General features: G+C 59.5%; 19 protein-coding genes and 1 riboswitch. Of the genes, 1 reads left to right on the forward strand and 18 read right to left on the reverse strand.

Going from position 1 to position 24,134, the window contains the following annotated elements; translation table 11 throughout:
- Window positions 1-260: 260 nt before the first annotated feature.
- The 16 genes from AAF659_RS10730 to AAF659_RS10805 all read right to left on the reverse strand — a co-directional run bounded on the left by AAF659_RS10730 (window position 261) and on the right by AAF659_RS10805 (window position 19,798).
- Window positions 261-1,289: a ParA family protein gene (locus AAF659_RS10730; protein ID WP_349751749.1), complete on the reverse strand. Its 1,029-nt coding sequence runs from the start codon at window positions 1,287-1,289 to the stop codon at window positions 261-263.
- A gap of 486 nt (window positions 1,290-1,775) precedes the next feature.
- Window positions 1,776-1,976 (reverse strand): hypothetical protein, encoded by a 201-nt coding sequence (locus AAF659_RS10735; protein ID WP_349751941.1) that lies wholly within the window; start codon window positions 1,974-1,976, stop codon window positions 1,776-1,778.
- 124 nt (window positions 1,977-2,100) lie between these two features.
- The gene (locus AAF659_RS10740) at window positions 2,101-2,694 is read right to left on the reverse strand and encodes a hypothetical protein (RefSeq protein WP_349751750.1); all 594 of its coding nucleotides are present in this window, start codon (window positions 2,692-2,694) and stop codon (window positions 2,101-2,103) included.
- Between the two features lie 62 nt (window positions 2,695-2,756).
- Window positions 2,757-3,482: a hypothetical protein gene (locus AAF659_RS10745; RefSeq protein ID WP_349751751.1), complete on the reverse strand. Its 726-nt coding sequence runs from the start codon at window positions 3,480-3,482 to the stop codon at window positions 2,757-2,759.
- A 61-nt stretch (window positions 3,483-3,543) separates the two neighbouring features.
- The gene (locus tag AAF659_RS10750) at window positions 3,544-4,617 is read right to left on the reverse strand and encodes a DUF3800 domain-containing protein (protein ID WP_349751752.1); all 1,074 of its coding nucleotides are present in this window, start codon (window positions 4,615-4,617) and stop codon (window positions 3,544-3,546) included.
- A 222-nt stretch (window positions 4,618-4,839) separates the two neighbouring features.
- Window positions 4,840-6,282, reverse strand: coding sequence for a cobyric acid synthase (locus AAF659_RS10755; protein ID WP_349751753.1), 1,443 nt, complete (start codon window positions 6,280-6,282; stop codon window positions 4,840-4,842).
- A 1-nt stretch (window position 6,283) separates the two neighbouring features.
- A complete protein-coding gene (gene cobO / locus AAF659_RS10760) occupies window positions 6,284-6,895 on the reverse strand; it encodes a cob(I)yrinic acid a,c-diamide adenosyltransferase (RefSeq protein ID WP_349751754.1) in 612 nt (203 codons plus the stop codon).
- A gap of 158 nt (window positions 6,896-7,053) precedes the next feature.
- Window positions 7,054-8,367 carry a cobyrinic acid a,c-diamide synthase CobB gene (locus tag AAF659_RS10765; RefSeq protein ID WP_349751755.1) on the reverse strand — a complete coding sequence of 438 codons (1,314 nt, stop codon included), beginning with the start codon at window positions 8,365-8,367 and terminating at the stop codon, window positions 7,054-7,056.
- A 184-nt stretch (window positions 8,368-8,551) separates the two neighbouring features.
- A complete protein-coding gene (locus AAF659_RS10770; RefSeq protein ID WP_349751756.1) occupies window positions 8,552-9,316 on the reverse strand; it encodes an ABC transporter ATP-binding protein in 765 nt (254 codons plus the stop codon).
- Window positions 9,316-10,296, reverse strand: coding sequence for a FecCD family ABC transporter permease (locus tag AAF659_RS10775; RefSeq protein WP_349751942.1), 981 nt, complete (start codon window positions 10,294-10,296; stop codon window positions 9,316-9,318). The genes AAF659_RS10770 and AAF659_RS10775 overlap by 1 nt, the downstream gene beginning before the upstream one ends.
- A 28-nt stretch (window positions 10,297-10,324) precedes the next feature.
- Window positions 10,325-11,212: a cobalamin-binding protein gene (locus AAF659_RS10780; protein ID WP_349751757.1), complete on the reverse strand. Its 888-nt coding sequence runs from the start codon at window positions 11,210-11,212 to the stop codon at window positions 10,325-10,327.
- A complete protein-coding gene (locus AAF659_RS10785; RefSeq protein WP_349751758.1) occupies window positions 11,212-11,514 on the reverse strand; it encodes a DUF2149 domain-containing protein in 303 nt (100 codons plus the stop codon). The genes AAF659_RS10780 and AAF659_RS10785 overlap by 1 nt, the downstream gene beginning before the upstream one ends.
- Window positions 11,511-11,957 (reverse strand): MotA/TolQ/ExbB proton channel family protein, encoded by a 447-nt coding sequence (locus AAF659_RS10790; protein ID WP_349751759.1) that lies wholly within the window; start codon window positions 11,955-11,957, stop codon window positions 11,511-11,513. Before AAF659_RS10790 ends, AAF659_RS10785 begins: the two co-directional genes overlap by 4 nt.
- Window positions 11,958-11,995: 38 nt before the next feature.
- A complete protein-coding gene (locus AAF659_RS10795; protein WP_349751760.1) occupies window positions 11,996-16,570 on the reverse strand; it encodes a cobaltochelatase subunit CobN in 4,575 nt (1,524 codons plus the stop codon).
- Between the two features lie 44 nt (window positions 16,571-16,614).
- A complete protein-coding gene (locus tag AAF659_RS10800; protein ID WP_349751761.1) occupies window positions 16,615-17,775 on the reverse strand; it encodes an NHL repeat-containing protein in 1,161 nt (386 codons plus the stop codon).
- A gap of 25 nt (window positions 17,776-17,800) precedes the next feature.
- Window positions 17,801-19,798, reverse strand: a complete 1,998-nt coding sequence (locus AAF659_RS10805; protein ID WP_349751762.1) for a TonB-dependent receptor — start codon at window positions 19,796-19,798, stop codon at window positions 17,801-17,803.
- A gap of 160 nt (window positions 19,799-19,958) precedes the next feature.
- Window positions 19,959-20,176, reverse strand: a riboswitch (cobalamin riboswitch).
- Between the two features lie 154 nt (window positions 20,177-20,330).
- Between AAF659_RS10805 and AAF659_RS10810 the strand changes: the two genes are divergently transcribed.
- Complete coding sequence (locus AAF659_RS10810; RefSeq protein WP_349751763.1) at window positions 20,331-22,190, forward strand: DUF3413 domain-containing protein; 1,860 nt, start codon at window positions 20,331-20,333, stop codon at window positions 22,188-22,190.
- On the opposite strand, the gene cobD is transcribed toward AAF659_RS10810, so the two are convergent.
- Entirely contained in the window at window positions 22,162-23,175 is a 1,014-nt protein-coding gene (gene cobD, locus AAF659_RS10815) for a threonine-phosphate decarboxylase CobD (RefSeq protein WP_349751764.1), read from the reverse strand. The genes AAF659_RS10810 and cobD overlap by 29 nt on opposite strands.
- On the reverse strand, window positions 23,176-24,111 hold the full coding sequence (gene cbiB / locus AAF659_RS10820) for an adenosylcobinamide-phosphate synthase CbiB (protein WP_349751765.1): 936 nt from the start codon (window positions 24,109-24,111) through the stop codon (window positions 23,176-23,178).
- Between the last annotated feature and the right edge of the window lie 23 nt (window positions 24,112-24,134).

Below are 24,134 nucleotides of genomic sequence, written 5' to 3' on the forward strand. Positions count from 1 at the left end.
CTGGGTCAGTTGTCGGTATCCCATCTGCTCTTCACTTTGGTCGGTAAAGGCGATGAGGGTACCGGCGGCGGCCCTCTTACCTCTACCCGGCTACACCAAAGTGCTGCAGTTATTATCTGAATTCAGGTTTATACCATCAAAAACGGACAAACCTTGCTCAAGATCATCTCGAAACTGTTCGCCTCCTGATTTTATATCAGTTTCTAATCGATGACGATATGAGAGCACATCAATCAGTGCAGTGTATACGTACTCAGACTTCATGAAATAGCCTCGGCTATCTTATTGATTTCTTCTCTGTATTCACTCATCCGTTCAAGCCAAGGCTCCCAAACTGAGCCATAATACATTCGTCCGTCACTTGATGCCTCTTTAGTATGTTCTTGCTCAATATCGAATATTGCACGCCCGAATAGTTGGGCGACAGGAGCCAATACAGCCACATCTTTTATGGATGCTGTATACGGATTTTTAAGATCAAAACCTGATTTAGGCTCAAACCCATTTTCTTTACATAATGAAGATTCAATTTCTTCAGTTATTTTTTCTTGCCATTTTACATATGATTCTTTAACTCGAGCCTTAGCGTGCACTTTAAAATTCTGGAGCACAATTCCTGCGAGTTTCGGTTTCCCTTCAAAAGACTCTATACCAAACGGAGTTAGGGAATCCGATATAACCCTGTGCGTTTCTATCCACTCACTTATTACATTTCCTAGCAACTTCACCGCTTGATAGCAAAACCGATCCGGAACAAGAGGAATAACTATTTCGTCACAACTTATAATAACAGTCTTTGTTATGGCACCGGTGCTTGGGCCAACATCACATAAGACATAATCGAACCCTCTGGCAGCCCCAAGATCTCTAAGCAAATTATTCAGAACAATATAACTGTTTTTTTCGTGGATATTTTCAGTTACTGCTTGATTCCAAGCAGTACCAAGGTATGTCTCGGCTCGGGAGAATTCCAGGTCACCTCTAAACAGAAAAAGTGAGTCATAGCGATTATGTTCTGTTAACTCGATTGATGCCTGATCAATATACCCCTGTTGGCCTTTAAATCTAGGGAGTAGAGCTTCATAAATTGAGCTCCCGGGAAGACCAACACTTGGATCATCAAGGTCATCGCGCGCCGCAAAGAACAATTCTGTTAGATTACACTGCGGATCACAATCCACCACCAAGACTCGCTTATTTTGTGATGACAGGTGTACCGCTAAATTAAACAACGTAGTGGTTTTAGATACGCCGCCTTTGTTGTTATAGAGGGTAACGATTTTTGACATCAGTATCTCCTTTTCTTCTTGATCCCTATTAGGTCTCCGGCACAAGCTATAAATCGGATTACGATCATGTATCAGCTGTCTGTAATTTATGTAAGATTGTCGGGGGAGCATAGCCTACGATGAGAGCATAGTCTACGAATTCATCAGAAGGATTATGAGGTAGTTTAATGATAAGGTGCGTTCAATTCTGAACGATTCATGCACCCTTGATTTAATCAGTCGCAGCATCCGCGAGGCGATCCAGGGTGTTGTTGATAATCAGTGGTTGTTTGGTCCTTTTGTAGCCCAACCCACGACAGCAGCATGCTACAAGCCTTTGCGTCATCAAAAACCCCATGGATGTAGGGTAATCCCCCGATCCAGCCGCCCATCCAATGACACCAACGGCCGCTCCAACGCACTTCCCGTCGTCACTCCACTATGAATCTCATACCCACTCATCCGCACCCCGCTTTCCGCAAAGGCGCCGGTCACCCGCCGCAGGTACTACCGTTCCACCAGCCGCATTTCAAGATCCAGCAGATTCAACCCTTCGGTTTCGCCGAGCTCGCCTTCGATGCCGCCCGGGTCGGCAAAGGTTTTGCCCTGCATCTGGAATCCACCACAGATCCCGAGGACCTTGCCGCCGTAACACAGGTGGCGCTGGATGTGATCGTCCCAGGCCCTGGGCCTTGAGGCCTTCGCGATCGGCTCGGGTGCTTTTGCTGCCGGGGAGGAGGATGAGGCTCACGCCGGGTTTGGGTTGGTCGGGGCCGATGAACGAGGAAGCTCAGCCGCGCTCCAGCCGCCCACCGTCGGCTGGAGCGCGTTATTAGCGTTCACTAGACATCACCTCGTATGCACGGAGATGGTTGTCTCCGGACAAAGTGCGACTACATGCACCAACCACTCTTGCATTAAAGGCGCCGCCAACCGCATTTATGAAGGTCTTAGGTTTGGCGGTGAAATACGACTCCACCATATCCAGCGAGTGGTCGGTAGCAAGGTCCCAGAACTCCGAATGGCCATTGTTCGGATTCTGGAAATACGTGGCCATTTCTTGGCTTGTTATGTAGACAAAATACGACCGAACCTTAACTCCTGTCGCGACATGCAGCTGTCGGTACAAGTCTTTGAAAACATGCCCGGCTTTCTGCGTTTTAGGTTGATTTAGGCCACCCGGCGGATCGCGGTCGTACTTGAATTCCAGTGCTACGGAGCCTCCGTCATACGCAGGAATCCAAGTGTCGATTTTGGCCCTATCAATCGCAGGATGAGGATACTCTAGCACCACCTCATGCGGCTTTATCCCGCTATCGAGTAGTGCCGCGAAGAACGTATATCGAACAGAATCTTCGGTTGTCACGACTCCACGCTTGAACCTCTCATCAAGTAGGTCTGCAAAGTATTCGAATATCTTGATCATCTTTTCATGGCGCTAACGCGCTGGATGAAGCGAAGCGTAATCCAGTCACGTTCAGTGTTTCGTTAGGACGTCTCTGGTTCGTTTTCATATTCCTCGACCAATTTCGGAACAATGCGCTGTATAAACCCCCTATACTTTTTCTTTGCGCGGGCGTCCGTCTTCCAAAGGAACTTCCATACACATAAAACCAAAGTGACCACGCTTGTTTGACTCGCCACTAGCGCAACATCCTTCCGCAACTCCTTTACAAATTCGTGGCCGATTTGCTTTTGCGCAAAGTCGCTCGCTCTTTCGATCTCTTCACGAACGTCACTCGGACTTTCGAATCTGGCCGCCTCTTGGATCGCTCGGTAGTACTTGTCAAGCTCAGGAAGAATTACACGTAGATAGCGATTACTGTTAATCCGAGCCGCCAGCAACGGCGAGTGCGGCGCGACGGCAGAACAAGCCTGAGAGAACCTCTCCGCGAAATCCCGGCTAAACTCCGCCCCTTGGGCTTCTTGAATGTCGGCAATGAGCTGCCGAAGCATTGGGGTCAAATTGGCGCGGTCTTGCTCACTACTATAGCCTGGATACTGATGCTCGAGTTCAGCAAAAAACACGTCGATGGCAAATCGATAATCGAGTACGGTTGCCGCCTGTAATATTCGGAAAAGCTCGATCAGATAGAACAAGGCCTCATTTATTCGGGCAATCCGCTCGACTCTCACCCGGTACCAGAAGCCCAGTCCGGACAACAGACCGCCAACGAGCGCGCCGGCTAACGCTGCCATGAGAGTTGTCGGCATGAGTACTCCTAACGTCGGCGCTCAGCTTTGCTGCGTCGGCTGTAGCGCATGGTTAGGAGTCCTATCTGTACCTCTCCAAGAATTCCGTAACTCCGTCGACAACACTCTGCCCTCCTTCATGCCGTGTATCAAGTTCATCTGGGGTTACCTCCGGCGTAGGCCAAACTGCGTCCCGGCCGAATCGGACCAGATTCGCCGCGTGAAGACCTTGCCAAAATTCACGATCACGAGGCGACATCGCAAACCCACTCATCCACTGCGCGGCAGCACTAGCCACTACGTCTACGAGCTGCAGACGCGGGTCTGAATGCGAGCTCCCGAACTGTACCTCTCTTGCTCGGAGCGGAAATACAAACTGGCGCCGGTCATAGCCGACTACCCGCTCCTCTTCCCCTCGGGATAGGAGTTTCTCAAGAGACTCCTTTTCCTCGAATAATGGCTTTGAGTCATCATGCAGTACGTCGAACTCGCCTCCAAGCTCGTCGCCCCAGAATGCACAATGCTGGACAAATGCCGGGATTGCGGGATCAAGCGAATTGCGGTCATTGGCTCGTAAAACTTCCCCGATTAACTCCTGACTTGCGATGATTGGAGCCAGTAACTGGCGATACTCGTGGTTACTACAGTTATCGTGGATTACCCATGCGGCTTGGTAGAACTGCTCGATCGTTTGCCGATCCCCAGTCCGTATCATATCTACGAAAGCATCAAGGAAAGCGCGCGTTTTTTGCTCGCCGCAGAATACTGGCATGCAATAGAAATGCAAGTGGGAGAGCGCTATGTTAGCGCCATCTTTATAAAGGTCGATTCCATCGCGGTGCGCTAGCGTTTCCACAAGGAGATCTACCACCTTTGTAACGACCATAAACCGCTTATGATAGAAGGTGGTTTTGACGTTGGAACCATCAAGCCTCTCATCCGCCAAGAGCTTTAAGATTTTCCCTCTACCTGACGCGCTGCGCTTTAGCCGAGAGTATTTGACTTCACTCGCCTGCGCAGTCCGTACTGCGTACAGGATTTCGTCCGCATCGCTGCTCGAAAGGGATGTGGACGCTAGGCAGAAAACGGGCTGATCTGCATTCAGTAGGTCCGAACCTGTGTTGCCCGATTCGTCAAAGGCGACAACCTGAATCATGATGCAGTTCCACTCCTAACAGAGGTTAGACCGCGTTATGTATTATTGAATATACAAGCGTTCTGAATAACACCACAATCGCGAACCTCGCCCTTTGACGCTTTTGATCCTCAAAACAATAGCCTATCTGATGACCAAGGGCCGGTCTATGTAATCGCTTGAATTCTCACTTTCGCGCAGCCAAAAGGATGGTCAAATTGGAAGGAGGCAAGCGGTATGGAGTCAGTCCCAGGTAAGCCGGTCCGCAGTGAAATGCTCGGCTACTGCATCAGCCAGCCGGTCCAGCTCTACCAATCTGTGTTGCTGATAATCAGAGATTGCTTGGTCGTTTTGTAGCCCAGCCCATATCAGCAGGGTGTCGCAGGCCTCTGCGTCATCAAACACGCCATGGATGTAGCAGCCCGCCACGGCCTGATCCTGATTAACCGCCCCATCCAACCGCCCATCCAATGACACCAACGGCCGCTCCAACGCCCTCCCCGTCGTAACCCCGTTATGGATCTCATACCCACTCATCGGCGTCCCGCTTTCCGCGAACACTCCGGTCACCCGTCGCAGCTGCTTCCCTTCCACCAGCCGCGTCTCAAGATCCAGCAGGTTCAGCCCTTCGGTTTCGCCGGGCTCGCCTTCGATGCCGTCCGGGTCGGCGATGGTCTTGCCCAGCATCTGGAATCCCCCACAGATCCCCAGCACCTTGCCGCCGTAGCGCAGGTGGTGCTGGATGTGTTCGTCCCAGCCCTGGGCCCTGAGCCATTCGCGGTCGGCTCGGGTGCTTTTGCTGCCGGGGAGGATGATGAGGTCGGCGCCGGGTTTGGGTTGGTCGGGGCCGATGAACTGGAGGTCCACCTTGGGGTGGAGGCGCAGGGGGTCGAAGTCGTTGTGGTTGCTCATTCTGGGGAGCGCGGGGACGACGACTTTGAGGGCGTCTTCGTCGGCGTCGGTGCCGGTGAGGCCGACGCTGTCTTCGGCGTCCAGGATGAGGCCCTGGAGGTAGGGGAAGACGCCGACGATGGGTTTGCCGGTGTAGTCCTCGAGCCATTTGAGGCCGTCTTCGAGCAGGGCCGGGTCGCCGCGAAAGCGGTTGATGAGCAGGCCGGTGACGCGGTCGCGTTCGGACTGGGAGAGGAGCTGGAGGGTGCCGACGAGCTGGGCGAAGACGCCGCCGCGGTCGATGTCGCCGACGAGCAGTACAGGGAGGTCGGCGGCTTCGGCGAAGCCCATGTTGGCGATGTCGTTTTCGCGCAGGTTGATTTCGGCGGGGCTGCCGGCGCCTTCGACGATGATGACGTCGTATCGTGCCTTGAGCGCTTCCCAGGCGGCCATGACGCTCTTGCGGGCTTCTTTCTTGAAGCCGTGGTAGTCGACGGCGTCCATGTTGCCGTAGACCTGCCCTCTGAGGATGACCTGGGCGCCGCGGTCGGTCTGGGGCTTGAGGAGCACGGGGTTCATGTCGCTGTGCGGTTCGATGCCGCAGGCCAGGGCCTGGAGGGCGGTGGAGCGGCCGATCTCGCCGCCGTCTTCGGTGACGGCGCTGTTCAGGGCCATGTTCTGGGGCTTGAACGGGGCCACGGAGACGCCCTGGCGGTGGAGCCAGCGGCACAGGGCGGCGACGATGGTGCTCTTGCCGGAGTCCGAGGTGGTGCCCATGACCATCAGCGATTGCATGTTAGAGCTCTACTCCTTTCTGGGCGCGGACGCCGAGGTCTTTGAAGGCGTGCTTGACGATCTGCATGTCGGTGACAGTGTCGGCCAGTTCGATGAGTTCTTTGGGGGCGTTGCGGCCGGTGATGACGACGTGCTGCATCTCGGGGCGGTTCTGGAGGTCGTCCAGGACCTGGTCGAGGTCGAGGTATTCGTAGCGCAGGGCGATGTTGAGTTCGTCGAGCAGGATGAGGCCGTAGCTGTCGTCCTGGAGCATGCGCTGGACTTCTTTCCAGGCGTTTTCGGCGGCTTCGACGTCTTGTTCGCGGTCCTGGGTGTCCCAGGTGTAGCCCTGGCCCATGACGTGGTAGTCGACGTTGGGTTGGTCGCGGAAGAAGCGTTCTTCGCCGGTTTGCATTTTGCCTTTGATGAATTGGACGATGCCGACTTTCATGCCGTGGCCCAGGGCTCTGGCGGCCATGCCGAAGCCGGAGGAGCTTTTGCCTTTGCCGTTGCCGGTGGTTACGAGTAGCACGCCCTGGTCTTTTTGGGCGTTGGCCATGCGTTCTTCCATGACCTGTTTCTTTTTGGCCATGCGTTTGGCGTGGCGTTCGGGGTCTTTTGCGTTCTCTCGCATCGTGTTCTCTCCTAGCCTGTTGATTCAGTGCCGGGGCGGGAGCCGGTAGTCCTGATCGGGAACCGCTATAATCCATCCATGGACGCTACGCGGTCGCCATCCATGGCGACCGAGTTTCCCGCTCAGGACTACCGGCTCCCACCCTTATACCTTTCGGTTTACCTAGCGTTGAAAAGATCCGCTACTAGTTTGGGGGCCGAGGGGAAGTAGCCGTGGAAGTAGCTCGCGGTCAATGAGCCTTGTTTGAACACGCGCTCCCCTTCACTGCCGTTTTTCTTGGTCGTTCTCATGGCCGGTTCCAGTTCCGTTTCGAGTTCGGAGTGGTGGAAGGTGTGGCCTCTCAGTTCGCCATTGTCGGTGTTCAGGGATTGGATGCCCAGAGCTTTGCGTTTGGGGGCCATGGAGACCCGGCCGGGCATGAGGGCGTAGAGGCTGTGTTCGGTGCCGTCTTCGGGGTCCACCAGGGATTCGGTGCAGGCCATTAGGCCGCCGCATTCGGCGTAGATGGGTTTGCCGGCCTGGTGGTGGGCCTGGATGGCGGCTTTCATGGGAGTGTTTGCGGCCAGTGCGCGGCCGTGGAGTTCGGGGTAGCCGCCGGGGAGCCAGAGGGCGTCGGCGTTCGGGAGTTCCGGGTCCGCGAGGGGGGAGAAGAACCTTAGGGTGGCGCCCATGGCTTCGAGGAGTTCGGTGTTGCCCCGGTAGATGAAGGCGAAGGCGGCGTCCTGGGCGATGGCGATGGTGGTGCCTTCGAGCAGCTTCGGGGGTTGATCGGGTGTTGTTGCTTCCAGGGTGACCTGGGCCGGGAGTTGGTCGAGGCCGGCTTCTTTGAGGACGTCGGCGGCGGCGTCGAGTTGTTGGTCGAGGTCGGTGATTTCGTCGGCCTGGACGATGCCGAGGTGGCGGTCGGGGATGTCGAAGGACTCATTTCTTGGGATGGCGCCCAGGAGGTTGATGTCTTCGGGGAGGCTCTCTTTGCACAGGTGGGCGTGGTAGCCGCTGCCGGTGCGGTTGGCGATGACTTCTTTGACTTCGAGGTCGTCGCGGTAGCGTGCCAGCCCGAGGGCGATGGCGCCGAAGGTCTGGCCCATGGCGTTGGCGCCGATGACGGGCAGTGCGGGGATGCCGCAGGCGACGGCCATGTCGGCGGTGCTGGGGTCGCCGTCGAAGAGGCCCATGGAGCCTTCGACCAGGATGAGGTCGGCGGTCTGGGCGGCTTCCGCGAGTCGCCAGCGGACTTCGTCCATGCCGGTCATCCAGCCGTGGACCTGGTAGACGGGATTGCCGGAGGCTCTTTCGAGGACCATGGGGTCCAGGTAGTCGGGGCCGTGTTTGAAGATTCGGACGGTGCGGCCTTCGTTTTTGTGGAGGCGCGCGAGGGCGGCGGTGACCATGGATTTGCCGTGGCCGGAGCCCGGGGCGGTGATCATGGCGGCGGCGGTGGTGCCTGTGATGGTTTTGCTTTGGTCTGTCATATCTAGTTCTCTGGTTTGTTGCCGGAGAGGGATCAGGGGTGTTCTTTCCGGGAATCGCTATAAATCCATCCATGGACGCTGCGCGGTTGCCATCCCTGGCAACCGAGCTTCCCTCCAAGAACACCCCTGATCCCTCTCTCAGACGATTTCCTATGAATTCAAAGACACTTCCCCTCTCAGCGACTCATGCCGGAACAAAGACGGGTGCTCCGTCCACTTCCGCCCATGCGAGGGGCTGGCCGTAGAGTTGTTCCAGGGCTTTGGGTTTGAGCATGCTGTCGGCCTTGCCCCAGCAGGCTTCGCCGTCCGGGTACAGGAGCAGGAGGTGGTCGCACCAGCGGGCGGCGAGGTTGAGGTCGTGCAGGCACATGACGACGGTGTGCCCGGCCCTGGCCTGTTCCGAGAGCAATTCCATCACGGCCACCTGGTGGCGCAGATCCAGGTGGTTGGTGGGTTCGTCGGCGAGCCAGATGTCCGGGTTCTGGGTCAGGGCTGTGGCCAGGGCCACGCGCTGGCGTTCGCCGCCGGAGAGGGTGCTCACGGGGCGGTCCGCCAGGTCGCTGAGTTCCAGGCGTTCCAGGGCCTTTTCGGCCATTGCGAGGTCGTCGCCGCCTTCCAGTTGCCAGGGTGAGAGAAACGGATGGCGGCCAATGAGGGCGGTTTCGAGGACGGTGGCGGGGAAGCCGTCCTGGCGTTCCTGGAAGACGAGGCCGAGCTGGCGGGCGATGGTGCTGCGGCGCAGTTGCTGCAGGGGTATGTCATCAATCCGCACGTCCCCGCTTCTTGAGCGATTAAGCCCACCGAGGGTGTGCAGCAGGGTGCTCTTGCCGGCGCCGTTGGGGCCGAGGATGCCCCAGGTCTGGCCGGGTTCCATGCGCAGGTCCAGCGGGCGGCCGTCCGCGCGCTCGGGGATGTCAATGATGAGTTGCTGGGTCTCAAGCACGGCCATCAGCGACTCCGATACAGCAGCACGAGGAAGGTCGGCACGCCCAGCAGCGCCGTAATCACACCCACGGGGAGCTGTTCGGGGGCGATGACGATGCGCGCCAGGGTATCCGCGAGCGTCAGAAGCGCGCCGCCAGCCAGCGCGCAAGCCGGGAGGATGAGGCGCTGGTCGTTACCCAGAACGAGGCGGAGCATGTGCGGGACGACCAGGCCCACGAAGCCGATGCTGCCGGCGGTGGTGACGGCCAGTGCGGTGAGCAGGCTGGCGAGGATGTAGATGGTCCATTCCAGCGGGCGCACGGCCACCCCCAGGGCGGCGGCCTGTAGTGGGCCGCGGGCCAGCACATTGAGGCTGCGGCCCAGGGGAATGACGAGCAGGCACACGAGCACGAGCAGTATCAGCGCCGGCCAGGGGGTCTGGGCGTAGGTGAGATCGCCCATAAGCCAGTAGAGCATGCCGGGGAGTTTGTCCGTAGGGCCGATGGCCAGCATCAAGGTGATGACCGCGCCCCAGCCGGAGGCGACGACGATGCCGGTGAGCAGCAGCCGCGCCGGGGTCCAACTGCCGGTGCCGTGGGCGAGGCCGAAGACCAGGAAGGTGGACAGCAGTGCACCGCCGAAAGCAGAACCTGAAAGGACGAAGGTGCCGGTACCCGCAAGCATGGCAGCCAGCGCGCCCACAGAGGCACCGCCGGAGACGCCGAGCACGTAGGGGTCCGCCAGCGGGTTGCGCAGCAGGATCTGCATAAGCGCACCGGCGACTGCCAGCAAACCGCCAGTGGCAAAGCCGGCCAGCGCGCGCGGCGCTCGCAGCTCGAAGATCAGGGTCTGATGCAGGTCACTGCCCTGCCCTGTTATGACGGCCCAGAGGTCGGCCGGCGCAATCGCGACGCTGCCGATGGCCACGGCCATAAGCAGTGCCACCAGCCCAGCTACGCCCAGCCACACCAATGGCAGAAAGGGGCGCCGGGCGGACGCGCCCATGGCGGTATTGCCCCGGCGGGCCACGGCGTCAGCGGCGTTCACGCGCGGTCTCCAGTTTCTGGCATAGCGTGGCGCCGCCTTCCAGCAGGCGAGGGGTGGGTCGCTGAAGGGTCGAAGGTGGCACGAAGAAAAGGTTGTCGCGCTGGGTAGCGGTCAGCGAATCAAACTGTTTCCATTCTTCCAGCCAGTCGCGGTTCTCTTCGCCCATACCGCCCGCCACAATGGCTTCCGGGTTACTGGCCAGCACGGATTCACGGTCAATGCGCGGCACCAGCCGGTCGAGCTCTGCATAGACGTTCTTGCCGCCACACAGCTCAATCACTTCGTGGATGAAGTGCTCGCCGTTAACCGTCATCAGTGGCTTATCCCAGACCTGATAGAACACCCGTACGGGCGCCGAATCGCCGTAGTCGCGGCGCAGCGACGCGATCCCCTCGCGGAAGCGTTCGGCTTCACGGTGGCCTTCGCTCTCACTTCCGGCCAGCACCGAGAGCCGCTCGATGGATCGCGCAATACCATCAAAGTCCCGGGGCTCCAGGTAGTACAGCGTCAGGTCCAGCTCTTCCAGGCGCTCGGTCTGCTCTTTGGGGTTGCCGGTAACCCAGGCGATGATCAGGTCCGGCGACAGGCTCAGGATCTTCTCCACATCCAAGCGCTTAAGGCTGCCAATGATGGGGAGCTCTTTCGCTGCCGCGGGGTAGTTACTGTAATTGACCACGCCTTTCACGGCGTCACCGGCGCCGGCCGCGAAGAGCAGCTCGGTGGCGCCTGGGGAGAGGCTGATGATGCGCTCGGCGGGGTCGTCCAGGCAGACTTCCTTTCCGCGGTCATCCGTGGCGCAGACTTGCGCCTGGGCCGCCGTGGCAGTAACGAGAACGACCATGACGATGGCAGTGAATCGGTGCAGCAGCCGCATCACTGGCTTTTCCCCTTGTCGATCATGATCATGCGACCGGTTTCCGGGTCTTGGTAGACCTGGCCCATGGGCTGGAAGCCTTCGCCGGACTCACCGGCGCCCTCGGGCAGTTCCGGCATTTCCCGGCCGGCTTCTACGTCCACCCCGGCCTGCTGGGAGTCGTTGGCTTTTTCCGACGCCGCCAGAGCCACCATCAGTCCAACCGCGAACACGAGCATGATATCAGCCAGGTTCGCCAGCGGGCCCATGGGATCTTCGTCGGAGACGTCGAAGCGGCTGCGGCGGTACTCAGGCACACTCATGCGTTGGCCTCCTCCAGCTCGGCCATGGCGCCGTCATACCAGCGCCGGCGCATACGCCCGAGCAGGAAGCCAAGAATGCCGGCGAGCAGCCCCAGCACCGTGGTGTTGAAGGCGACGGTAACGGCTTCAGCCAGGACGTCGAGTTCACCCCGGCCGAGGGCGGCGAGGCCGGGGCCCAGGGGAATGAGGGTGCCCATGAGACCCATCATGGGGCCGACGCGGGCGATGAGGTCGGCGCGGTCGATGCGGCGCTGGGCACGCGCGGCCAGCGGTGCGCTGTCACCGCGCTCGATCATGCGGCGCAGGCCGCCGGTGCGCTCGCCTATGGCAAGGCCGGTTTCCCAGAGGGCCAGGGCGATCAGGCCCAGAAGGGCGATGATCACCGGCTCCAGGAGGTAGCTGACCATGGTGTCCATGATGTCCAGAGTTGCGGATGTGAACATTGTTGCCTCGCTGACTTATAGGTTGTTCCGGAGGGCAGCTACGAGATACGCCTGCCGGCTACTACGCCGCCTCCAAGAAGGACCAGAGCACCGGCGCCGATAAACCATGGCAGCAGGACCTGGCCGCCTTCAGCGGACGCCTGTTCGTCCTTGGTTTGTTCGGACTGCTTGCCCTGCTTCTTCTCTTCGGCTTGTTGCTTCGCCTTTTCAGCGGCGTCCTGCTGCTGTGGTTTCTGTTTCATGCTGACCTCGCGCATGCTCACCGGCTGGGCCTTGCCGGACTCCGGTGCCTCCATGCGCGCGGCGTCGAGGACGGCTTTGAAGTCTTTCTTCAGTTCGGCGTCGCTCAGCTGCTCAGCCACCCACTGCATGGTGGGGTGGTCTGGCCGGGTGTGGCCGCTGCCGGGGAGGCCGTTTTCCACCACAAGTTGAGCAAACTCCTTACGCAGCTTGTTAAGGGTTTCCTCGTCGGGCTTCCAGAAGCCGCGGTGCGCTGCTACCAGAGTGATCGCCTGCATGTGGGTTTTAACGTGGACGTTGTGGTCCTTTTCGAGGAACTTATCCAGACCGAGATCATGGCGGTCTTCGAAGTAGACCTCGTTGATGTCGTCCCACACGGCGGATTTCACCACGTCCGGACTGGTGACCTGCCAGCCCCAAAGGTTGTCCAGAAAGTCGGCGGACATGGTGCGCGCGCCGGCGTAGCCCTGCTCCATGAGCGGCTTGATCCATTGCGGGTTGAGGTTCTGGCCGCGGAGTTCGCTCATCAGGGCCTGTTGCAGGGATTCGACCCTGGGGTTGTCCGGGTCGGCGTGCATCAGGACGCGGTTGTTCGGGGTTTCACCGGTTTCCTGTTCCACGGCCATGGAGAGACCGCCCTGGAAGTCGAAGCCATCGTCGTTGTCGAGCAGACCGTAGACGTGGCTGGCGCGCCCAAGATAAGTGCGACCCACGTTATCCAGACGATCCTTGAACGCATCGTGCGCGGCGCGGCCGCCCTGTTTGTCGCCCCCGAAGGCATAGCCCATGCGGCGGGTGTAGGCGTCGGCAACTTTGCTGCGGTCGTCCCAGGCGCCGGAGCGGTCGGCAAGGCGGTTAACGCCGGCCCCGTAGGAGCCTGGAGCCGTGCCGAAGACGCGCAGTGCGGCATCGGAGCCGGCTTTCTTGGCGTTGGCGCCGTTAGCCATCATCGCCTTGGTATCCGCCACCCAGCGCGCGGCCACGTCGTTTTCAGCCAGGCTTTCATTGCCGGGGTCACGCATGGCCTCGGGTAGCGGCTCCATAGCGGTTTCCAGGGCCCGGTCGAGCTGGGGATGCTTCGCCATGATGGTCTTGTAGGCCCCATCCAGCGCCAGACGCGAGGCCTGGTCGAGCATCACGAGCTGGTCCTCGTACAAGTCGCGGAACAGGCCGGAGGTAGTGAAGAGTGCGTCGCGGCGACGGCTGCGGTCTTCCAGCGGTACACGCTTGAGCCCTTCCACGATGCCCCGTGAGTTCCACTTGGGCTTGATGCCGAGCATGTCCAGGCCGAAGGCGATCATCACGCCTTCATCGCGGACGGTATCTGAGGCCCAGAGCACAATCGCCTCGCTGCCCTTGGCCTTGGGGTCGCCCTTGTTGCGGGCGTCCTGGGCCATTTCCGCGCCCAGAGACCAGGCGACGCGGGTCGGAACCAGGTCGCTGGAGAGGGCGTGGAAGTTGCGGCCAGTGGGCAGCACTTCAGGCGTACGCACAGGGTCATTGCCCTCGCCCGGCGGCACGAACTGGCCATCCAGACCGGCGAGCAGGTGATCCATTTCCTCGCCGGGTGACGCTTTCAGTTTTTCGCGCCATTCCGGCTGGGGTTCAGCGTCGTCACCGGCCATGGAATTGAGCATGGTGTCGATGCCTTCCTGCTTCCAGTCACGCCCGAAAACGTGCAGCCCCAGGGGCATGAAACTTTCCTGCATGGTGGTCAGGTAATGGCCCACTTCGTGCACCAGGAGCTCGTCGTCCACCTCTTCCAGGTGAACGGTTTTCTCATCCTCGTGATGGTGTTCGTGGCCGTGTTCCTCACCGGCATCGTGGTCATGCCCGTGGGCGTGCTCGCCCCCTTCCGGCTCTTTGCTGCCCTCAGCATGCTCATGATGGTGCTCGGAGTCGGCGTGTTCCTCGCCCTCCTCTTCCTCTTCACCATGCGTCTCCTCGCCATGGTGGTGCCCGGCGGCAAGCTCCTTCTCGATGTCCTGGACCATATCCAGTTCTTTGAGGCGCTTGCGCAACTCTTTAACGGCGCGGTCACGGGCGGACGAGTTCGGGTCGTTGGAGGATTCCCAGGTTTCCACGAGCTGGCGCAGTTCCAGCAGGTTATCGTACAGCTTGGTGGTCTCCAGCGGCGGCGTGAGATGGCTGACCATCACGCCCATGGCGCGGCGCTTGGCCTGGATGCCCTCGCCCACCCCGTCGACGATGTAGGGGTAGATGAGCGGCAGGTCCTTGCCCAGCAGTTCCGGGTAGTCGTCCTCGGCCAGGCCGGCGCGGCGCCGGGGCAGGAACTCGCGTGTGGAGTGGCGGCCCAGGTAGACGAGCGCGTCTGCGTTGAAGTCCTTACGCAGCCACTGATAGAACCCAAGGTACTGGTGCGTGGGCGGGAAGGTGGTGTTGGCGTGCAGCAGTTCCTCGCTCACCTCCCAGCCGCGCGGCGGCTGCGGGCCGATGAACACGTTGCCGAAGTGGATACCGGGGAACAGCATTTCGCCCTCGTGGACCATGGAGCGCCCCGGTGCCTCGCCCCAGCCAGAGAGGCCGGGGATGCCGGTTTGGATCAGGGCATCGCGCAGCTTGGTCACCTTGTCGGTGCTGTCCGTTTCATCGCGCAGCACGGTCCGCCAGCCGGTCTGGTACTGGTCGAGCAAGTCCAGCGCCCGCTGGGTCGCATCGTGCTCATAGTTGCGCAGCATGTGGCGCAGATCTTTCACACCATTCTTGAGCAGGTCATTGCCGAGCTTGGTGTGGCCATTGTTGGCGGCGTTTTTGAGCTGGGCATGGAGATAGCCCACGGGCCCGTTCTCCATCTCAGCCTGGACGGCTTTCGGTAGCTCCGCGAAGCGTTCCAGATAGGTTTCCTTACTGGTGGAGGGGACCTTGCCGGCCAGTTCCTCCAGGCCGGACTGCTGGTCCGGCAGGTTAACGCCGCGATCCTGGATCTCATCCAGCAGCGCCTCTGGCGATTCGGGCAGCTTACCGGTCTTGTAGCCGGCATCCTTGAGTCGGTTCAGAATCTCGAACAGCGACTCCGGTACGTTGAGTTTATCCGCACCAATGTTTTGCCGCCCTGGCGGGTGGTTGTAGTAGACCAGCGCCACGCGCTTATCCGAGTTGTCTTTGGTCTGCAGCGTCACCCAGCGATCCATACGATTCGCCAGGGCATTCACGCGCTCGCTCACCGGGGTTGTCAGCGTGAGCTCCACGCCGGTCTCCTCGTCAATGCGCGGCGGCTCCGCCACGGCCACCACCATGGGCTGGCTGATGCCCTGAAGTTCCGGCATGGCGAGCTGGTAGTGAACCGAGTCCCAGGGCAGGCCCTCGTCGGAGAGCAGCCATTCAGGCTTGGTCATCTTGGACAGCCGCATGCCTTTGATAACAGGCACGTCCAGATCCTTGAAGGCCGCGGTGACAGCCTCACGGCCATCGCCGCCGCCCACGGTGAAATACTGCAAGCTCACAATGCCGGACAGCGTGGCCGGTTTGATGCGTTCCTCCAGCGTCTCCACCGCCTCAACACTGGCGCCGCCCCAGCGCGCCAGAATTGTGAAGCACTGGATATCGCGTTCTTCCAGCTGTTCACAGGCCGCATCGAGCAGGTCCCGATCACCGGGGCGATCACCGGAATCCAGATCCAGAAGGGCCACGGCCGGGCCGTCATCCAGATTCAGCGAGTCCGGATCGGCACTGGCCTCGCCGTCGCGATAATAACGAATGGGCTCGCGGGGCTTGGGCTCAGGCACCTCAATGTCATACCCAGCCTGCGCCAACAGCCAGCGGAAAAGGCCATCCATGTGCTCAGGGCTGCGACCCTGGTAGAAGGCCCGGCCCTTGAGCCACTCGGACTGCTCCGGATAGGCCTCACGCTGGTCCGCCAGGTGGACGGACGGATCTTCCCCGGGCTCGGGGTTGGAGACCATCTCATTGATGGTCTTATCCGCGAGTCCATCCATCACAGGCTCGCCGTCAAGTCGGGCCAGACGTGTGATCCCCCGTTTGCTGTTCATGGCCATAATGGGCACATCGGCGCCCGGACCCTGGTCGCGCACAAGCCGGCGGATGCGGCCGGATTCTTCGCCGAACACGGCCGCCAACACCATGGCATCGGCTTCCTCCCAGAGGCTGACGACCTCCTCATCAGGGAGCGCCTTGAGCTGCTTAGGCGTCCGCAGCACGATGTTGTGCTCCGGGAAAGCCTCAAGGTGTTTCTCCGCTCCCGCCGCCATTTCAGCGGAGGAGCGGTCGGAGACGATGCCGACGATGGTGGCCGCTTGAGTAAGTGTGCTGAACATAAGCCCACAAAGCACAATGACAATGCATTTCCAGTTGCGACTGTTTGTGGACTGCTTGTTGCGCCTATGGGTTTTCACTTGCTACTCCTAATCCCTGTTGAGCGACCGACGACTGTACCCACTTATTCTGACAAGTTCGCAAATTCAATTTGCTTGGGCAGCAGATCCGTGGGAACAAAATCAACTTGCTGACTAGACTCGGGATCAAGGATGCGAATGCCGGGATTATCCGCAGCGCCGTCCGCAATCCAAAGGTTTCCGGAGGGGCCGGCTGCCAATGCACGGATATCAACGCCGTCAAAGCTTTCGATCAGTACCGGATCCTCGGCCGGTGTGGAAGGATCAAAGCGGAAGAGCGAAACATCCTTGAACGCGTTGTACTCAGTGAAATACAGCGTGTCCTCATCGATGACGGCAAGGCTGTCAACATCCTGATCCGCCACCCAGGAGGTTGTGGCATAGGTGTCAGGATTGACCTGGTCAATACCACCGAGGTTTTGGTCGTCCCTTGCACCAACACCGTGAATCACAAGGCCGGTTTCCGGATGGTAAGTGATCCCCTGAGGGTTCCGTGCAGACAGCTGAATGCCCTTCAGTTGACTGGCACTTGCGGACGTCTCGATTTCCTCGTCCGTGGCCGTATCCCAGGCGGAGACATAGGCCTCATTGGACGGACTGAAGTCACTGGCAAGTCGCTGCATGACGAGGAACAACTGATCGTTCACGACGGTTCCGGCCTGGACCCTCGGAACACTGCCATTCTTCGGTGTATACGGGGAAAGGTCCAGCTCACCCTGCTTGAACGCATCCTCGCTTTGCGCCTCAACATCAACAATCCAGGACCTCTCACTGCCATAACGCGGCAGATAGGCCTTGGAGCTATCGGTCAGCACAAGATCCCGGGGATTGGCAGAACCGCTATCGTTTTCATCAACCGTTGAGTATTCCCAGACAAAAAGACTGGGGTTCTCCAGGTCCACTTTGCCGATCTGGTCACTCTGAAAGCGCTCCGTCAGATAATAGTGCTGCCTGTCGCCGCGTACGCTGATGTCTGAAATGGTCTCGTGGTAGCCACCACTCGCCGTCAGTTCATCCTGGGTCAGGTCGATCAACTCCACCTCACCCGACTCGAAGCTGGAGTCAACCGTAGCCACAACGGCCGTGTCTGCCGATGTGCCCGAACCTGAGGGAGAGTCTGAGCTGGAGCTGGAACTGAAACAGCCACTCAACCCACCGGCTGCTGCCACCGCCACTGCGAGTACTGATAGCTTCTGAAATGTCACCTTTGGTCTCCTGATTGATACTGGTTTAAATCCGGTGTGTCACTGTGAAAAACGCCGAGCGTCCCGGCGCCGGGAATCGATTGAAATCCTGATAGAGCTCGTCACTGAGATTCCGCCCCTCCAGACGAAAGCTGGTCTGGTGGCCATTAGGCCACTGGGTTTCCCACTTGAGCGTGGCATCCAGCCTCTGACGTTGATCCGCTTTGAGCCGGTTGGCCGAGTCGTAATACAGGTCATCGTCAACACGCCATTTAAGCGTGGTATTCCAACGACCCGGGGACCATTCAATGCCCACCTGAAACGAGGTGTGGTAAATACCGGGAAGCTTCTTATCCTCGCGATCCCGTACTGATGACGACCGGTTCTCCGAGTCCTTGGCACTGACATTACCGGTCAGCTTCCAGTTGGGTGTCAGATTGATCCAGCTCTGTCCTTCAACGCCATAAATGCGAGCCTTGAGATTGACGTTGCGACCCACGCCGCGAGCATCAAATGTGGTGGCAATGGAGGGGTCGAGATCACGCCAGAACAGCGTCGTCTCGAAGCCTCCCCAGGACTGTTCAGTAAGGAGCGTCGTATCGAGATTCAGACCCTGCTCAGGGTCCAGGTCAGGGTTGCCGACAAAACGCCCCTGTTCACCGAAGCGCTCCTGGAGCGAGGGAATGCGGACTTGCTGCGCGATATTGCCAAATACCTGCCAGTTGCGGAGCGGCGAATACCCGATACCCAACTGCCAGCTGCTGTAGCTGTTGCGATCAGAGACTCGTTGGACAGTATCGTCGGGGCGGGTCTCATCAGAGCGCTCATCCAGGTGAAAATACCGGACGACGCCCTGCGTCCGCCATCTGCCATTACGACTGATCCACTCGTGACTCGAAGCCCCAACCAGCTGGCGCCGCTGCCTTTCATCGGCAGGTTCCGGATCGAGTTGATCATCTTGGTCGTAGGAAGCCTGGGAGAGATCACTCGAAAGCGTGAACGTATGTCCTCCAAGTAAATAACTGAACGAGTTGAGCAGCCCCACCCTGCTGGTTCGGGTCTCTACATCACTCCGGCCGACACCAACAAAGCCGCCCCGATTGTCGAAGTCTTCATCGCTTCTGAACCAGCTGATTCGATGGCTGCTGTGTAGCTTCCCTGAATGCCACCCCTTTTCGCCAATGTGAATCTGGCCTCGAGTCGTCTCGCGACTCAGGGATGCCTCGTTGTCGGGCCAGTTCTGAATGGTGGGAATGCCCTCGTCGCTCAGCGAGTGCTGTAGCAGAACATCCGCATCTAGGGTTTCCGAAAAGCGATGGCCTCCTTTGATGCTGAAGTCCGTCCTTTCAACGTAAGCATTACGACGCTTCGTTGTCCCCCCATCTCTCGGGTTGAACCAATCAGCTTTGTTCGGGTAGGAAAAGTCGTTATCACTCTGTAACCGGTTAACGGCCACCCACCCATGGGATCGCCCCTCCCCAACGCCCTGAAAAACACCGAGACGACGCGTCCCAAATGAACCGGCACCGGCGGTTAGTCGAGTCGTATCCGCGGCATCACGCTGCAAGGTCTCCATCAAAACCACACCGCCAATACTGGCATTTGCAAACTGCGCAGGCGGCGCGCTTGGATAGATCTGAATACGTTCGATGTTATGGAGGGAATATTCGTTGAGGTTCACGCCCCCTGTCATGGGGTCGTTGAGAAGCATGCCATCCAGATAAACCTGAACCTGATCATTCGAGGAGCCGCGAATGGAAGCCGTTGCGAAGCTGCCAACGCCGCCGGTCTGGCGGATCTGGGTGCTGGGCTGACTGGCAACGGCATCAGCGACAGTCGCCATTCGATTGCTCAGCTGATCACGCTCAACAACCCGGACCGGTGTGGTTGCATCCTCGGGGTGGGGCTGCCCGGCGATGTTGTCCTGAGCGCCCACCACGACGAGTTCCTCGGCGTTCAGTTGAGCATCCGCAGCAGTCGTTACTGACACCGTCAGGAGACAGACCGCAACAATAGGCAGAGCGTGATTCGAATCACCCCTCATGGCAAAAACCAACCTCTAACCAACTGGCCACGCTTCCCCGCGCGGCTCACTATGACTATTGCAGGAGGGACAAACTTAAGACAGGCGGTAGGAAAGCGCAGATGACACAGTGCGAACCGTGCGGGGAAGATCCAACCGGCCTGCCGTTGCCCACCGCAACGCATGGCGTTTCTTCCAGGCCGGTCTACGGACTGATGAGCAGATGCTTTGGCACCCTCAGCGACCGCCTTCCCGTGCTTCTCCGGCACAGTGGCGCGATGGCCGCCTTTAACTCAATCACCGTTGCGGGGGCAGTGCCGGAATCGCTGCTTGATGCAGCTCACCGGCTTCCCGTTTCAACCCTGTCTGCACAGGGACACCTGAAAGCGGGTTGAACCCTACCAAGGCCCCATTGGAGGGTCAACTCAGCCAATCCGGCTATTTCCGGCCTGATCGCAGGGAAACTACGGATGCAGCCGGATTTGGGCATTCAAAACAGAATAACTATAATAAACGACCTATCGATTACCGTTAAACATTGAACGAGGGTGGTTTGCAGCAAACTCAATTCAGACGCGCAGGTCAACGGGCAAGCTGGACCGGCTGGTTCCTTCTCATCAATGGCATTCTTGCACTGTTAGCCGGGCTCCGTTATCTGCCCTGGCTCACAATCCCTGACGGCATAACCAGCGTCTATTTAATACTGCTCTACCTGGCCCAGTTTCCCCTTCTGGCGCTAGTAGTTGGCCTTCCTTTGTTGGCGATCAGCCTGCTTCCCAGCAGGTGGCTTCTGATTGCGACCGGTACACTCTATGCCACCGGGGCGCTGGGCCTGCTTCTGATCGACACCGTCACCTATGCGCAGTTCCGCTTCCATCTCTCCGGTTTCGTGCTGGACATGGCGCTGAAAGGCGGCAGCCAGATCTTCTCCTTCCCCTGGCAGATGTGGGCGATTGCTGGTGCTGCCGCGCTGGGCCTGCTGCTTCTGGAACTCATGATTGGGCTTCTGTTGGCATGGCGACGCCCCCGTTTCCGCTGGCTTGCCCTTGGCCTGGCTGCGGTGTTTGCGGGCCAGCTCACGGTGCACAGTTGGCACGCCTGGGCCGATGCCAATCATGACAGCCGGATCACGTCGATAACCCGCGCGATGCCGCTTTATTACGGCGCCACAGCGAAGCGTTTCATGGAAAAAAACGGCCTTGTTGACCCGAAGGCGGTCCAGAAGAGCAGCGCCACAAGCGCCCTTTCAGGCAACCGCGGCGGTGGCCAGCTGAACTACCCCACCCAACCCCTTACCTGTGAGGCACCGGCTGAGCGGCCCAACGTGCTGATGATTGCGATTGATGGCGCTCGTGGCGACATGGTCGACCCGAAGTGGATGCCCAACATCCAGGCTTTTGCCGGTAACAACATCCAGTTCAGCAATCACTACGCCAATGGCAACGCCACCAAACCCGGCATCTTCACGCTCTTCTACTCCCTGCCAGCGGGCTACTGGGACACGTTCACCAGCCAGAAGCGGGCGCCTGTGATGATCACGCGCCTTCAGGAGCTGGACTACGAACTGAAGATCATGGGATCCGCGCCTCTGATCAGCCCGGCCTTCAACAAGAACGTCTTCGCTTCTGTGGAGAATCTGCGCCTGGAAACACCCGGAGACAAATCATGGGACTGGGACATCCGCATTACCGAGGACTGGCTCGCGTTCACTGAACAGCAGAGCAAATCCGATGACAGCGACCCGTTCTTCGGCTTTCTTTTCTACGACACGCCCCATGGTCATCGGGTTCCGGACGATTACCCGGTAAAGTTCCAGCCCTACTGGGATCCAGTGAACAAGCTCGCACTGGGACCGGATTTCAACCCGGAGCTGATGCGCAACAATTACAAGTCCACGCTTCACTTTGTGGATAATCAGATCGGGCGTGTTCTTTCGGACCTTAAGGAGCGGGGCATGCTGGCGTCCACGATCGTCATGATCACCGGCGATCACGGCCAGGAGTTCAATGAACACGGTAAGAACTACTGGGGCCACGGAAGCAACTTCGGCCAGTACCAGCTGCACACCCCCATGATTGTGCATTGGCCGGGGCACGGGAGCGAAACGCACAGCTACCGCACCGAAAACTTCGATGTGGCCCCCACCATCATGGGCAACGCCCTTGGGTGCGGGGCCACGGATCCGGAAATCTATGCCACGGGCAACGGCCTGTTCCAGCGTCGCGAGCGGGACTGGAGCATCGCCCACAGTTACATGGATTACGCGGTGCTGCTGGATGACCACCGCATCGTGCAACACGCGTCGGGGCGCGTGACAACCGTGGATAACCAGCTCAATAACGCGCCGGATTTTTCTCCGGACCCCGGAACAGTCAAGGCGGTACTTAACGAGATGTCGCGATTCTACCGTTAAGGTAATGCAGCGCACGCTCAAGGTGCTGCCATTCGGTCTGTGAGCCGGGAAGCCCGAAACGAAGGGCCGGAGGCGTTTCGAAAACCCGGACCAGTACCGCCTGTTCCGCTAATGATCTGGCGATGCGCACGGGATTGTCACAGGGGCAGTAGGCAAACAGCAGTGTACTACCCTGGGGCTCCAGCCCCGCTTCCCGCAGCATTGCGCCAAGCCATTGACTGTCGTTCCTGAGCCGGTGGGCAGCCGCCTGCTGCCAGGATGCATCCGCCAACGCCTGCTGCATCAGGTAACGAGTCGGGTGGCTGACAGACCAGGGGCCCAGGGCAGCGTCAAGCTGGTCACAGAGTTCATGCGGGCCGAACACCATCCCACCCCGCAGACCGGCCAGACCGAAGAACTTTCCCATTGAGCGATAGACGATCAGTCCAGCACGCCCGGTTTCCGGCACCAGACTCTGCTCCGGCTCCGCATCGATAAACGCCTCATCCACTACCAGCCAGCCGCCCTGCCCCACCAGCTGCTCGTGGCACGCCACAAGACGTTCCCGGCTCACCCACTCGCCGGTGGGGTTGTTGGGGTTGATCCAAACCAGTGCGTCCAGGCTTTCAATGGCCACCCTGGAAGGCAGATCGGAGAACGGGATGACGTCATGCCCAGCGGCACGCCACCATTGGGCATGCTCCGCATAGGCTGGATAGGGCACCCCGATACGCCCGGGCGCTCTAAGCCGGGGCAAAGCCTGTATCCCAGCCTGGGTTCCCGCAACAGGCAGGCATCCGGCATGCGCCGGCGCACCTGCCCAGTGCCGGGCAAGATCCGGCAGCCCGTCATCGTCTTCCGGAAGGCGCTGCCACACTCGTGCCGGGATATCCGGTACCGGCCAGGGCAATGGGTTGATGCCGGTGGACAGATCCAACCACTGCTGCGGCGGAATGCCCCATTCACGCACCGCTTGATTCAGTCGACCTCCGTGCGACACCGCCACTTAAAAGATCCCCGCCGGCGTCGATTCCACCAGCATTGCAAGCACTGCCAGCACAGCCATCCAGAGCACGAGATTGCGCCCGATCAGCTTGAGAACCTCCGGAATGGCTTCAGCGCTCGCGGGCGCCCCGGTGCCCAGAACAGGCCGTTCGCGCCAGCCATCGTGGTAGGGCGCGCCGCCCCCAAGCTGAAGGGCCAACGCCCCTGCTCCGGCCGCCATGACCGGACCGGCGTTGGGGCTATCCCATGCTGGCGCCTGCGTGCGCCAGCAGCGCAGCGCCAGGCCTGTGTGTCCGGTAAGGGCGTAACCGAGTGCCACCAGCCGCGCGGGGATCCAGTTCAGAACATCATCAAGCACAGCCGCGACACGCCCAAATCGGTTGAAGCGCGCTGTGCGATAGCCCCACATGGCATCCAGCGTGTTAACGACGCGGTGCAGAAGCAGCCCGGGCAGACCTGCCACGATGAACCAGAACAGGCTGGCAAAGATCGCGTCCGCGCCATTCTCAAGCAGCGACTCACTGGTTGCTGTGGCAACATCTGTTGCATCCAGCTCTCTGGTATCCCGGCTCACCATCATACCCACACGGGTCCGCGCTTCAGTCAGATTGCCCTCGACCAACGGACGGTAAACCGCCATGCCGTGCTCCGTCAGACTTCGCCAACCGATGCAGAGCCAAAGCAAGATGGCCGCAAGCGGCGCGCTGAAAACGACTGGCAGGAACGAGACCACTGCTCCCAGAACCACGAATGGCAACACCAGCAGCACAACCGCTAGCCCACCGTCCCTGGCCCGACCCTTACCCGTGCCATTGAAGTGTCTTTCGAGCCGGGTAATGACATACCCCAGCCCCACCAGCGGATGCCAGCGCCGCGGTTCCCCCCAAAGGCGGTCCAGGAGCAGAGCAGCAATGCAGATGATCAGCGTGAAAGCCATAGCGGTTCCGGGGTTGTTCGGGC

Source organism: Salicola sp. Rm-C-2C1-2, assembly GCF_040196175.1.
Classification (GTDB): Bacteria; Pseudomonadota; Gammaproteobacteria; order Pseudomonadales; family Oleiphilaceae; genus Halospina.